Consider the following 12,667-nt stretch of genomic DNA (forward strand, 5'->3'; position numbering starts at 1 on the left):
TGCATGGACACGAAGCCTGGACTGGCCGTCACGGCCACCGAGGAAACGCTTGACCCCTCGAACTGGCCCGACGTGCAGGTCTTGTCGCATCGGATCGTCGATGATGCCGTCGCTTACCTGCGCAATGTCAGAGAGCGTCCGGTGTGGCAGGAGATGCCGGTTGATGTGAGGACCTTCTTCACATCGCCGCTGCCGCGTTCGCCGGCGCCGCTGGCAGAAATCTATGGCGACGTCTCCAGGAGCTTGATGCCCTATGCGATGGGCAACATCCATCCGCGCTTCTGGTCCTGGTATATGGGCTCGAGCAATTTCACCGGCGCGCTCGGCGATTTCCTGGCAGCGATCCAAGGCTCCAACCTCGGCGGCGGCAACCATGCCGCCGCGTTGATGGACAACCAGGTCGTCGACTGGTGCAAGGAAATGATGGGCTTTCCGCAATCGGCCAGCGGCACGCTGGTCAGCGGCGGCTCGATGGCTAACATCATAGGACTGACCGTGGCGCGCAACGCCACAGCGGGTATCGACATACGCGAGCATGGCGTTGCTGGCATCGACAAGCCGCTGCGTTTCTACGGCTCCGACCAGCTTCACTCCTGTCACCGCAAGGCGATGGAAGCGCTCGGCCTCGGCAACCGGGCGCTGCGTCGCATCCCGAGCGATGCCGGGCTGCGGATCGACATCGCTGCGTTGCGGGCGGCGATCGCCGAGGACCGCGACGCCGGCTTCAAGCCGGCCTGCGTAATCGGTACGGCCGGCACTGTGAACACCGGCGCAATCGACGATCTGCAAGCGTTGGCTGACCTGGCGGCAAAAGAGGATCTGTGGTTTCACGTCGACGGCTGCATCGGCGCCCTGCTTGCGATTGCGCCGGACAATTCGCATCGCGTCGCCGGCATCGAGCACGCCCACTCGATCGCGCTCGATCCGCATAAATGGCTGCACGCGCCCTTCGAGGTCGGCTGCGCGCTGATCCGGGATGCCTCCGCGCATCGCGGCACGTTCGCGGTGACGCCGGAATATCTGGAATCGACGCCGCGCGGCCTGGCCTCCGGCCAATGGCTGCACGATTACGGCCTGCAGACGACGCGCGGCTTCCGGGCGCTGAAGGTGTGGATGGCGCTGCGAGAGCACGGCATCGAAAAGTTCGGCCGGCTGATCGACCAGAACATCGCGCAAGGGCATTATCTCGGTGCGCTGATCGAGGCCGAACCGGCGCTCGAACTGGTGGCGCCGGTGAACATCAACATCGTCTGCTTTCGCTACAGCGCCGATGGGTTGGACGCTGAGCGCCTGAAAGCGCTCAACACCGAGATCATGCTGAGGCTGCAGGAAGACGGCATCGCCGCCATTTCCGACACGACGGTGCATGGCCAGCATTGCCTCAGGGTGGCGATCAACAACCACCGCACCCGGCGCGAGGATCTGGACCTGCTGGTGCGGGAGACGGTTCGGCTTGGACGGGAGATTTCAAGGCCTGGCGCCGGCCGCTGATCATCGTCAACGCTCTGGGGTTGGCGGGACAGCGGCTTCATTCCAGCTTGGGTTCCTCGCCCCCACGGAAGTGGGGAGAGGGGGAGAGGGGGACTGCGCCGCCCTACGAAAGGCCCCCTCTCCGGCCGCTTCGCGGCCACCTCTCCCCCGCCCTTGGCGGGAGCGAGGAACCCAAGTCTTCAGAGACTTTCGCCAATCGCAACACCGGAACGCAGGCGGATGCTACCGACTGCCCGGACCGGCAACGACAAGGCTACGCCTCAATCCAGACCTTCTCGAAATGCTGCTCGAGCGACTGGTGCTGCTCGCAGCCATGCACGCCCTTGCGATAGGTGCGATAGACCGAGCGCCAGTAGGGCTGGATGATGACGCCGGAATCGCGCAAATTCTGTTCGATCTTGGCCATGAGCTCTTTGCGGGCGCCGGGATCGGGCATTGCCAGTGCCTTGTCGAGCAGAGTATCGAATTCCGGGTTGGCATAGGCGCTCTCGTTCCAGGCGGCGCCGGACTTATAAGCGAGCGCCAGCACCTGCACGCCGAGCGGCCGGCCGAGCCATTCGGTACAGGAGAAAGGATATTTGCTCCAGTCGTTCCAGAAGGTCGCGGCCGGCAGCACCGTGCGCTTGATCTTCAGCCCGGCCTCGCGCATCTGCGCGGCGATGGCGTCGCCGGTGCTCTTCTGCCAGTCGACGTCGACCGAGATGAGTTCGTATTCGTGGTCGGCCTTGCCGGCCTCGGCGAGCAGGGCCTTGGCTTGATCGGTGTTGCGGACGGACGGGCCGATATCGGCATATTCTGGATGCATCGGCCCGACATGATGGTTCTCGGCAGGCTTGCCGCGATTGTCCATGCCGATCTTCAGCACGGCGGCGTTGTCGACGGCCAGTTGTGCGGCACGCCGAACCTTGATGTCGTCATAGGGCGGATTGCCGATGTTGAACCGCGCGACGATGGTCGAGCCGGTGGCGATCTCGGAATTGCTCAGGCCCATGGAATCGGTCTGCGCAACCGTGTCGGAGGCGGTTTCGTGGTCGGTGTCGACCTCGCCCGATTCGAATGCCGACAGCATGGCGTTGGGATCGGAGCCGTAGTCGACCCATTTGATGCCGTCGAGATAGAACTCGCCCTTCCACCATGGCTTGTCCTTGCGGCGGACTTCGGCGCCGACCTCGGCATCCCATGCGACGAGTTCGCAGGGCCCGGTGGCGATCGCCAATGCTTTCAGCGGATCGCCGTCGCCTTCATAGCTGCGGTGCATAATCAGCGCCGGGTAGTCGGCCATGCCGGCGATAAGCGAGATGTCGGGCTTGGGCAGATTAAGCCGTACGGTGAAATCGTCGACGCGCTCGATGCCGCCGTCGACGGCCTTCTTGGTGTCGGCATTGACCAGCGCGCCCATGCGGGCGGCGACCGAATTGCCGGCGACGGACGCATCGCACCAGCGCGTCAGATTGTGGATCACGTCGTCGGCGTTGAAGGTGTCGCCGTTCGACCAGGTGATGCCCTTGCGGACCTGCAGCGTCAGCACGCGAGCGTCGTCGCTGGTCTCCCAGCTTTCGAGCAGCCATGGCTCGAAGGTGAAGTCGCGCTTCCAGCGCACCAGATATTCGTTGCACTGACGGGCGACGTTGGACATCTCGACGCCGTCGAAGGTGCGCGGATCCTTCCAGCCCTTGACGTTCATGGCGACACGCAAGATGCCGCCGCGCTTCGGTTCCTCGGCCCTGGCCGGCGACGGCGCAAGCCCGCCCAGCGCCACCGCGCCGGCAGCGCTGACGCCGAGCGCAGCCATGGTGGCGAGATATTCGCGCCGGTTCATCTGGCCTTTCCTGAAGCCGTCGGCGACGGGCTCGGCCTGCGGATGTAGTTTTCGATCGGTCAGCATGAACTTCATCGTTGTCATTCCCCTGTTGTTGGGCACCTCTGCCGATCGCAAAACGCGGGGGACGGACGCGATCGCCGGAGCGCCATTGCCTCGGGGGATGATAGGGCGAGCTCCCGTAGGGGAGTGTTCTGACTTCCGCAGTTCTTGTGCGCTGTTCCGCAGCGGCAGAGCTTGCGCGGCGATGCGGGTATTGGATATTGGAGACGCCGGCGGGACAGCGCCCCCCTCTGTCCTGCCGGACATCTCCCCCACTTGGGGGGAGATCGGCTGTCATCTCGGCTTTCGCTAATCTGAATCGTCTCAGGAATGGGCGGAGCATCGAAGTTGCCAATCTCCCCCCTCGTGGGGGAGATGTCCGGCAGGACAGAGGGGGGCGCGAAGGATCGCCGGCGTTTGAGTCAACCGTGGTCCCCGTGGCCGGACTTACCCAAAGCGGAACACCGTCACTCCGACCAATCACCTTTACCCAACGCCGCGACCGCCTCGATTATGCGATCAAAGGCCTCGCCGGCGCGCGGCACGGTTTTACGTGCGCGCAGGAAGCTGTGCACCAGCCGCGGTTCTTCGCGCCACCAGGCCTTGCCGCGGGTGGCAAGGATGCGGTCGCGATAGGCTTGGCCGTCCGCTGACAGCGGGTCGCATTCGGCAGTGATGATGACCGTCGGCGGCAGGCCGGAGAAGTCGCTATCGCTAAGCGGCGAAAATGTCGGGTCGTCCGGCGACTGTCCCTTCCCTGCCCGGATATGCCGATAGAATTCGACATCGCGCAATGTCAGCAGTGGCGCCTCAGCGTGCTCGACATAGGAGCCGGTGCTCTCTTTGCTATCTAACTCCAGCTCGTCACCGCCGAGCTCGGGATAGATCAGCACCTGGCCGATCGCATGGTGAGGATGGCGGCGTGTCGCCTGTGCCACCGCAGCGGCCAGGTTACCGCCGGCGCTTTCGCCGCAGAGCACGATCGGCAGTTCCGTCGTCGCCGTCGCCCATTCGAATACGGCCAGCGCATCCTCGAAAGCCGCCGGATGGAGATGTTCCGGCGCCAGCCGATAGTCGGCGGACAGAACGGCAAAGCCGGTGCCGGCGCAAATCTCGGCGCAGATGTCGTCATGGCTGTCGAGCCCACCAAGCACGAAGCCGCCGCCGTGATAATAGACAACGATCGCTTGTGGCGCCGTGCCCGCCATTTGGTAGCGCCGGACTGGGATCGCATGGTCGCCGACGCTGCTGTCGCTGGCCTTGACACCGGGTGGATAGGGCTCGCGAAACGCCCGGCACATGGCGTCATAGACCGCCCGCTGCCGCTCGATCGGCATGTAGACGATCTCTGGCGGATACCACTCGTTGACCCGGTCGATATAGGCCCACAGCTCCGGATCGAGCAGCGTTTGGTACTTTCCGCGCTCTGTCGTTTCGGGTCGCTCCGCCTCGGTGATCATCGCTGCGCGATCCCGCTCAGAGCTCGGCGTAGAGCCGGGCAGCATTTTCATAGCTGAAGCGCAGCGGCACCGAGCCCTCGACCTGCCAGGCTTCGACCGTCTCGCCGGCCAGCAGCCGGCAGGCGCCGTCGGTGGTGGTGACGCCGCCGCCATAGAGCCGGTTGGCGAGATTGAGAATGGCCGTCTGGTGCATCGCCGTGCTGCCGCTGCCGCAGGCATCCTTGACCAGCAGCACGCGAAACCCGAGCGCCACCGCATCCTTGACGGTGGCATCGATGCAGGCCTCGGTCCAGACGCCGGCAACGACCAGCCACTCGATGCCCTCGGCCTTCAGCCGCTCGGCGGCAGGCCCCGCGCGAAAGGCGCTGGCATCGGTCTTGACCAGCATCGTCTCGCCTGGCAACGGGCCGACCTCTGGACAGATCGCCGTCAGCGGATCGTCCTTGTCGGAAAACGCCGACTTGCCATTGGCCTCGACCGGGTGGAACGGCCGTGCCGTGGCGAGATCGACGATATAGGCCCAGTGATACAAAGGCACATGATTGGCTCGTGCCACTGCCTGCAGCCGCTGGACGTTGGCGAGGATGTCGCCATAGCCTTCGACCAGATAGCGCTTGTCCCGCCGATGCTCCTCCTGGAGATCGATGAACACCGCCGCCGCCGTACCGCGCTTGATCGAGATCGGGCTTTTCATGCAAAACTGCCTGTCAGCACTCAAACGTGTCTGTCAAGGAAATCGTCCTCATAGGGGAAGCGCGACAGGAGCTCGGTGCCGGTCTCGGTGATCAGGATTTCGTCCTCCAGCTTGACGCCCTCGCGGCCACCCTTCTCGCCGATATAGCTTTCGACGCTGACCACCATGCCGGGCACGATGACACCGTCGCGGCCATAGGTCTCGTAATCCATGGCATGCGCGATGAACGGCGTCTCGCCATGCATACCGACGCCGTGCATAACCGAGGTATAGCGCTGGTCGATGAAGCGGTCCGGGATTTTCCAGGCCTTTTCGGCAATCTCGCGAAACGCCATGCCCGGCTTGACGACCCCGATATTGTGCTGAACCTGATCGTGCGCCATGCGGTAGAGCGACTTCTGATAATCCGTCGGCTTGCCCGGGCCGCAGCGGAAGGTGCGCGAAAAGTCCGAATAATAGCCGTAGCAGCCGATCGTGTCGGTATCGAGCGCCAAGAGTTCGCCTGGCCTGATCTTGCGGCCGCTCGCCTCGTTGAACCATGGATTGGTGCGCTGGCCCGAGGTCAGCAGCCGGGTTTCGATGAACTCGCCGCCCTGCCGGATCACCTCGCCATACATGATGGCGAACAGCTCGTTTTCGGAAACGCCGGGCTTGATCGCCTCGCGGACAGCATAGACCGCAGCCTCGGCGCCAGCCATAGACACCTGCAGGCATTTTACTTCCTCTGGAGTCTTGACCGCGCGCACCGCCAAAATCTCGCCCTGGCAATCCCGGACCTCGCAGCCGCGCTTTTCCAGCGCCAGCGCCTGCAGATGGCTGCAGCGGTCAAGGCCGAGCTTCATCGAGCCGCCGCCATGCGCCTTGAGCAATTCGGCGATCTCGTCGGCGAACGGACCGGCGGTTTCGTCGTCACGGCCCGACACTGATGACCAGACCAGCTTCGACGGCCGCGCCTCGTCGATCGTGTCGAGCACCATCGAGACATGGTAGCTCTGCGGATACTCGAACAACACGATTGGCCCTTCTGTCGGGATGAAGAAGTAGCGGGTCGAGTTGCGCAGGAAATAGCCGAACATGTTGCGCGAGCCGGTGGCGTAACGCTGGTTGTAGGGATCGAACAAGACCACGCCGCCATAGCCGGCCTCGCGCAGCCAGGCGCGCAGCCTGGCAAGCCGGCCCTTGCGCAGCGCGTCAGCATCTATGAAGGACGGCTCGGTGTCCGACAGCCACATGCCGCCTGCCGGATCGGCCGCCGCCGGATGGCGCATGCGATCCCCAAAGTCGACATCCTCGGTGCTGTCGGGGTCAAAAACGACAATGCTCATGGGTGCCTCCTGGAAAGGCAGACCATGGGGCAAACGACGTACCGGCATTGTGCGGAAAACCGCAAATGTCGTGCCGGATGCCGTAGACAGGTTGGCGGGACAGCACCCCCCCTCTGGCCTGCCGGCCATCTCCCCCGCAAGGGGGGAGATTGGATGTCGCGTCGGCCTTCGCCTATGACCAACGCAGCAGGATATGCGGCGGGACCAAAGCTGCTGATCTCCCCCCTTGCGGGGGAGATGGCCGGCAGGCCAGGGGGGGTGGGCGGGAACTCGGCGTGGAGCGGTTAACGCATCTAATGCCGCCGCATCACCTTCGGCGCGTGGCCGTGTTCCTCTCGGAACGCCCGGGCAAAGCTCGACATCGAAGCAAACCCGCAGGCCAGCGCGACGTCGCGCACCATCAGCGTCGAATGCGCCAACAGGTCGGCGGCGCGCTTCAACCGCAGGCGGCGGTAATAGCCGTTGGGCGAGATGCTGAGTTCGGAGCGGAAATTGCGTTCGAGCTTGTCGGAGGAGACACCAAGCCGCCCCGCCAGTTCCGCCATGCCGAGCCGCTCCTCCACCGCATCCTCCATGATGGCGATGGCCGACAGCACCAATTCGTTCTGCACGCCGGTGCGTAGGCGCAGCGGCATCAGCTTGCGGTCGACGCTGGAGCGCAGCGGGCTGTGCACGAACCATTCGGCGACGCCGGCGGCAAGTTCGGCGCCATAATCGCTGGTGATGATCTCCAGCATCATGTCGAGGCTGCCGACGCCACCGGCCGAAGTGAAGCGCTTGCGGTCGATAACATAGAGATCGCGCCTCAGCTCGATGTCCGGAAACGCCTCGGTGAAGGCTGCCTGGCTGGTCCAGTGCAAGGTGCAGGCATGACCGTCGAGCAGGCCGGCCCGAGCCAGGAAGAAGGCGGCATCCGCCACCGCACCGATATGGGCGCCGCCGCGCAGGCTCTTGCGGATCCAGCTCACGGCATCGTGCGCGACGAGATGATCGGCATCGCCGCCCGAGCAGACGACGACGCGATCGACCTTCGGCGCGTCATGGGCGGCAAAGCCGGGCTGGATGACGACGCCATTCGAAGCCTCCACCGGACCTTCGGTGGCGCCGACGATGATCCAGCGATAGCAGTCCCGCTTCGCCAGCACATTCGCCGCACGCAACGGCTCGATCACCGAACTGAACGCCATCATCGGAAAGCCTGGGAAGACCAGGATGGCGAAGGTGAGCGGGACGTTGTTTGCCGTTGGCTGGGTGCGTTGTCGGTTGTTCATAGCTTCCGGAGCCGGGAGGATCGGTCGCTACAATTCAGGCAGAATTGGCCTGGGTCAACGGAATAGCGTGCGGGGCGCGACACAGAACAATTGTCGCTTGTCGGTGATCCTTCACCCCTCTGTCCTGCCGACGTCTCGCAAGGTTTCTTGTTACCGGACTCAACTCGCCAACGCCTGATCCAGATCAGCGATCAGATCGTCGCCATCCTCGATCCCGGCCGACAAGCGCACCAGCGAATCGGAAATGCCGATCTCGGCGCGTTTTTTCGCCGGGATCGAGCCGTGCGTCATCAGTGCCGGGTGCTCGATCAGGCTTTCGACGCCGCCGAGGCTTTCGGCCAGCGTGAACAGTTGCGTGTGTTCGAGGAAGCGCTTGGTGCCGGCGAGGTCGCGGTCAAGCTCGACGGTGATCATACCGCCGAAGGCGTGCATCTGCCGCCTGGCGATGGCGTGCTGCGGGTGGCTGGGAAGGCCTGGATAGATGACGCGACGGATGTCGGGGCGGCTTTCCAGCCAATGCGCGATCTTCTGGCCGTTCGACGAATGACGCTCCATCCTCAGCGCCAGCGTCTTCAGTCCGCGCAGCGCCAGGAAACTGTCGAACGGCCCGGAAATGGCACCGATGGCGTTCTGCAGGAATTTCAGCCGGTCGGCGAGATCCTTGTTGTCGCCGACCACGGCGACGCCGCCGACCATGTCGGAATGGCCGTTGAGGTATTTCGTCGTCGAGTGAACAACGATATCGATGCCGAGCTCCAGCGGCCGCTGCAGATAGGGGCTGCAGAAGGTGTTGTCGGCCACCGACATCACGCCCTTGCGTCTGGCCAGTGCGGCGACGCCTTCGAGGTCGACGACACGCAGCAGCGGGTTGGTCGGCGTCTCGACCCAGAGCATTTTGGTTTCCGGGCGGATCGCCGCCTCGACCGCGGCAAGATCGGTGAAGTCGACGAAGTCGACCTGCAAATTGGCCGAGCGTTTGCGCACCCGTTCCAGCAGCCGGAATGTGCCGCCATAGATGTCGTCGGTGGCGACGATATGCGCGCCAGAATCGAGCAGTTCGAAAATGGTTGCGATCGCCGCCAGCCCCGAAGCGAAGGCGAAGGCGGCTGTGCCGCTTTCGAGGTCGGCGACCGCGCGCTCGAAGGCGAAGCGGGTCGGGTTCTGGCTGCGGGCATATTCAAAACCCTTGTGCACGCCGGGGCTCTGCTGACCGTATGTCGAAGTGGCATAGATCGGCACCATCACCGCGCCGGTCGTCGGGTCGTGGCTCTGGCCGCCATGGATGGTGCGCGTCGAAAAGGCGAGGCGGTTTTTGCCCGATATTGTGGCTTTGACGGTCATCGGGCGCGCCTCAGATGGTTGATCAGGTCGATGCGGGTTATCAGGCCAATAAATTCGTCGCCATCGAAGACGATGGCAACCTCGTTGCGGTCGAACACCGGCAGCAGCGCATCCAGCGTCTGGCTGGCCTGCAGCGTGTGCAGGTTAGAGGTCATGGCCGTACTGACCGGGGCCTTGAAGCGGTCCCAGCGGCTGTCATAGGGCCCTTCGACCTTGGCGAGGATATCGCTTTCGTCGATGATGCCGACGAGCTTGCCCTCGTCCAGCACCGGCAGTTGCGAGACATCCGAGCGGCGCATCCGGCCATAGGCGTTGAGCAGGCTTTCGTCGGGGCCGACCGACACGACATCGCCGGTGCGGAGCGTGCGCATGACCAGGTCGCGCAGATCGCCATGCTGCTCCTGCTCGGCCAGGCCCTGCTCGACCAGCCAGAAGTCGTCGAAGACTTTCGACAGGTACTTGTTGCCGCTGTCGCAGACGAAGGTAACGACGCGCTTCGGCACGGTCTGCTCGCGGCAGTAGCGGAGTGCTGCCGAAAGCAGCGTGCCAGACGACGAGCCGGCGAGAATGCCTTCCTTCGAAAGCAGGTCGCGCACCGCAAGCATGCTCTGCTTGTCGGGAATGGAATAGGCCTTCTTGACCAGCGACAGATCGGCGTTGGGCGGCACGAAATCCTCGCCGATGCCTTCGACGGTCCAGCTTCCGGCCTCTACCATCTTGCCGGTCTTGATCAACGGTGCCAGGACCGAACCGACCGGATCGGCCAAAATCATCTCGGTCTTCGGCGAGACTTTCGCGAAATAGCGGCCAAGCCCGGTCAGCGTGCCGCCGGAGCCGACGCCGACGACCACCGCATCGACATCGCCTCCGAGCTGCTGAAAGACTTCCGGCCCGGTCGTGGTTTCGTGGGCCAGCGGATTGGCCGGGTTGGCAAACTGGTTGGCGTAGAAGGCGCCGGGCAGCTCGGCGGCGATCTTTTCGGCCATGTCCTGATAATATTCGGCATGGCCCTTGCCGACGTCGGAACGCGTCATGCGCACTTCCGCGCCGAGCGCCCGCAGATGCTGGATCTTTTCGCGTGACATCTTGTCGGGTACGACAAGGATGATGCGGTAGCCTTTGGGGATGCCGACCTGGGCTAGACCAAGACCGGTATTGCCGGCGGTCGCCTCCACGATCGTCCCGCCGCGTTTCAGTTTGCCCTGTTTTTCGGCGGCGGCAATCATCGACAGCGCGATGCGGTCCTTGATCGAGCCGCCGGGATTCTGGCTTTCGAGCTTGATGAACAGCCGGCACTTGCCGATGTCGAATTTGGTCAGCTCGACGACCGGCGTCTGCCCGATCAGGTCGAGAACCGACGCATAGGGCGGGCGCAGGCGGGACGATGCATCGTCCGGTGCCACGATCTTGTGCTTGCTCATGTCAGATGCTCCGTTGCCAGAATGAGCAACCGCCCTGGAAGACGGCAACCTACCGTCTTTTCCAGCCGTTTGCAGTTGGAAAGAAGATAGATCGTGCCAATCCGGCCGCCAGCAGGGGAATGGAATTTCGCAAAAGCTTCGCCGGCCTGCAGGCAGGGCAAAAGATCTGCAGAACCCGCTTAGGGTTCAGGCGATCGCCGCCTGGGCTTCGATCTCGATCAGAAAATCCGGATTACCGAGGCCGGCGACGCGCAGCACCTTGATGATCGGCGGCGCGCCGCGGTTTGCCCAGAAGGCCATCCAGGCGCCGAAGGCCGGCCCTATGTCCAGGTCGCCGGCGATATAGACCGCGAGGCTGACGAGGTCTTCAGGCTTTGCCCCACCGGCTTCGAGCACTTTTGCCAGGTTGGAAAGCGCCTGAGCGGTCTGCGCAGCGAGATCGTCCCTGGCGACGATCCGGCCTTGCGCGTCGACGCCATTCTGGCCGCCGACCAGCACGATGCGCGCGGATGCCGGCAGCGACACGCCTTGCGAATAGGCCGGATTGCTGTGCATGCCCTCGGGGTTCAGCCTTTCGATGGTCGCCGCGCTTTTCCTCCTCTTCGGCAAAAATTATCCCGCGGCTGCCCGGCCGCCCATAGAGATCGCGCGGCACAGAATGGCAATCGTGCGGCCGTTTCAACGCACCATCTCGTTCGTTGCGGTCGCCGATTCCGCCATGCTACCCGGCGCTGGACGAACAGCAATGCAAGGAATGGCCGATGAAGATTCTTGCCTATGACAATTTCAAGCCCGGCGTCACGCTCGACGACCTGCGGCCTTATTTGCGCGACGAAGTTTCGAACGTCTGGCGGCTCTGGAAGGCGGGGATCGTGCGCGAGAATTATGCGCGCGCCGATATTGGCGGCGTCATCATCGTCTTCGAGCTCGATAGCGTCGCGGAAGCGCGGCGCTACACCGAGGACTTCCCGCTGTCCAAGGCCGGGCTGCTGGAATGGCATTTCATCGCCTTCGACGCGCCCTTGCCGCTGGAGTTCCTGTTCGACCCGACCGTCGACATCGCCAAGCCGTGGGACCGGACTGCAGCATGATCCGGTCGAGCGACGGGATCGAAATCCCGGCCAGCTTGGCTGAGTGGTGCGATCCGCGCCGCACGGCGCTGGTGGTCTACGACATGCAGGTCGGCATCTGCCACCAGGTGGCCGGCGCCGCGACTATCATCGAGCGCACCGGCACGGTGCTGGAAGCGGCGCGCGTGGCCGGCATGCGGGTGGCGTTCACGCGCCATCTGTCGCTGCCGCGCAAATGGATGGGCGCGACGCAGCTGCGCACCGCCATGGCCTGGCAGCGGCGCGACAGCCCCGACACCGTCGAGCCGTGGTTCCCGCGCGACGCCGAAGCGACACGGATCGTGCCCGAGCTGGAACCCCGCGATGACGAGGCGGTGTTCGACAAGCTCACGATGTCGGCCTTCGATTCCACCGCGCTCGGCTTTGCCTTGCGCGATTGCGGCGTGCGCACGATAGCGCTCGCAGGCATCGCCATGGAAATCGGCATTGAGCCGACCGTTCGCCAGGCGACTGACAATGGCTTTGTCGCCATGGTCATCGAGGACGCCTGTGGCTTCGGCAACCGCGAAGCGCGCGACCGCTCGATGGCGACGCTACGCTTCCTCGGCGAAGCTGTTGTCACCGATGTCGCAAGCTTCTGCAGCGCGCTTGCCGGACCGGGTTGAGGACAGTCGGCTTCCTAGAGCGATCCACCCTTTCACGGAAACGCCGAACCGCTCTGTGCCTTTGTTTT

At 64.0% G+C, this 12,667-nt stretch carries 11 protein-coding genes; 3 read left to right on the forward strand and 8 right to left on the reverse strand.

Annotation, left to right across the window (positions count from 1 at the left end; all coding sequences use genetic code 11):
* Positions 1-3: 3 nt before the first annotated feature.
* Complete coding sequence (locus NKG60_RS18475) at positions 4-1,491, forward strand: pyridoxal phosphate-dependent decarboxylase family protein (RefSeq protein WP_352975316.1); 1,488 nt, start codon at positions 4-6, stop codon at positions 1,489-1,491.
* 253 nt (positions 1,492-1,744) lie between these two features.
* Here the strand turns inward: NKG60_RS18475 and NKG60_RS18480 are convergent, their stop codons facing one another.
* The 8 genes from NKG60_RS18480 to NKG60_RS18515 form a co-directional block, all read right to left on the reverse strand.
* A complete protein-coding gene (locus NKG60_RS18480) occupies positions 1,745-3,385 on the reverse strand; it encodes an ABC transporter substrate-binding protein (protein ID WP_352975317.1) in 1,641 nt (546 codons plus the stop codon).
* A 434-nt stretch (positions 3,386-3,819) separates the two neighbouring features.
* Positions 3,820-4,812: an alpha/beta hydrolase gene (locus tag NKG60_RS18485; RefSeq protein WP_352665223.1), complete on the reverse strand. Its 993-nt coding sequence runs from the start codon at positions 4,810-4,812 to the stop codon at positions 3,820-3,822.
* Positions 4,813-4,828: 16 nt separating this feature from the next.
* Positions 4,829-5,506 (reverse strand): isochorismatase family protein, encoded by a 678-nt coding sequence (locus tag NKG60_RS18490; protein ID WP_352665224.1) that lies wholly within the window; start codon positions 5,504-5,506, stop codon positions 4,829-4,831.
* Positions 5,507-5,526: 20 nt separating this feature from the next.
* Positions 5,527-6,831 carry a M24 family metallopeptidase gene (locus tag NKG60_RS18495; protein WP_352975318.1) on the reverse strand — a complete coding sequence of 435 codons (1,305 nt, stop codon included), beginning with the start codon at positions 6,829-6,831 and terminating at the stop codon, positions 5,527-5,529.
* Between the two features lie 293 nt (positions 6,832-7,124).
* On the reverse strand, positions 7,125-8,102 hold the full coding sequence (locus NKG60_RS18500; RefSeq protein WP_352665226.1) for a GlxA family transcriptional regulator: 978 nt from the start codon (positions 8,100-8,102) through the stop codon (positions 7,125-7,127).
* 159 nt (positions 8,103-8,261) lie between these two features.
* Positions 8,262-9,443, reverse strand: coding sequence for a cystathionine gamma-synthase (locus NKG60_RS18505; protein ID WP_352665227.1), 1,182 nt, complete (start codon positions 9,441-9,443; stop codon positions 8,262-8,264).
* Positions 9,440-10,864, reverse strand: a complete 1,425-nt coding sequence (locus NKG60_RS18510; protein WP_352665228.1) for a pyridoxal-phosphate dependent enzyme — start codon at positions 10,862-10,864, stop codon at positions 9,440-9,442. Before NKG60_RS18510 ends, NKG60_RS18505 begins: the two co-directional genes overlap by 4 nt.
* Positions 10,865-11,050: 186 nt before the next feature.
* Positions 11,051-11,473 (reverse strand): RidA family protein, encoded by a 423-nt coding sequence (locus NKG60_RS18515; RefSeq protein ID WP_352975319.1) that lies wholly within the window; start codon positions 11,471-11,473, stop codon positions 11,051-11,053.
* A 152-nt stretch (positions 11,474-11,625) separates the two neighbouring features.
* On the opposite strand from NKG60_RS18515, the gene NKG60_RS18520 reads away from it, so the two are divergent.
* Both NKG60_RS18520 and NKG60_RS18525 read left to right on the forward strand, forming a co-directional pair.
* Positions 11,626-11,955 carry a hypothetical protein gene (locus NKG60_RS18520; protein ID WP_352458586.1) on the forward strand — a complete coding sequence of 110 codons (330 nt, stop codon included), beginning with the start codon at positions 11,626-11,628 and terminating at the stop codon, positions 11,953-11,955.
* A complete protein-coding gene (locus NKG60_RS18525; protein WP_352665230.1) occupies positions 11,952-12,599 on the forward strand; it encodes a cysteine hydrolase family protein in 648 nt (215 codons plus the stop codon). The genes NKG60_RS18520 and NKG60_RS18525 overlap by 4 nt, the downstream gene beginning before the upstream one ends.
* Positions 12,600-12,667 lie beyond the last annotated feature (68 nt).

The sequence above is a fragment of the Mesorhizobium sp. M1428 genome (assembly GCF_040317515.1).
Lineage (GTDB): Bacteria > Pseudomonadota > Alphaproteobacteria > Rhizobiales > Rhizobiaceae > Mesorhizobium.

Coding starts and splice junctions, on each gene's coding strand:
- NKG60_RS18500 (WP_352665226.1), bottom strand. CDS start 8,102: ATGAACAACCGACAACGCACCCAGCCAACGGCAAACAACGTCCCGCTC.
- NKG60_RS18490 (WP_352665224.1), bottom strand. CDS start 5,506: ATGAAAAGCCCGATCTCGATCAAGCGCGGTACGGCGGCGGCGGTGTTC.
- NKG60_RS18485 (WP_352665223.1), bottom strand. CDS start 4,812: ATGATCACCGAGGCGGAGCGACCCGAAACGACAGAGCGCGGAAAGTAC.
- NKG60_RS18480 (WP_352975317.1), bottom strand. CDS start 3,385: ATGAAGTTCATGCTGACCGATCGAAAACTACATCCGCAGGCCGAGCCC.
- NKG60_RS18525 (WP_352665230.1), top strand. CDS start 11,952: ATGATCCGGTCGAGCGACGGGATCGAAATCCCGGCCAGCTTGGCTGAG.
- NKG60_RS18495 (WP_352975318.1), bottom strand. CDS start 6,831: ATGAGCATTGTCGTTTTTGACCCCGACAGCACCGAGGATGTCGACTTT.
- NKG60_RS18510 (WP_352665228.1), bottom strand. CDS start 10,864: ATGAGCAAGCACAAGATCGTGGCACCGGACGATGCATCGTCCCGCCTG.
- NKG60_RS18475 (WP_352975316.1), top strand. CDS start 4: ATGGACACGAAGCCTGGACTGGCCGTCACGGCCACCGAGGAAACGCTT.
- NKG60_RS18505 (WP_352665227.1), bottom strand. CDS start 9,443: ATGACCGTCAAAGCCACAATATCGGGCAAAAACCGCCTCGCCTTTTCG.
- NKG60_RS18520 (WP_352458586.1), top strand. CDS start 11,626: ATGAAGATTCTTGCCTATGACAATTTCAAGCCCGGCGTCACGCTCGAC.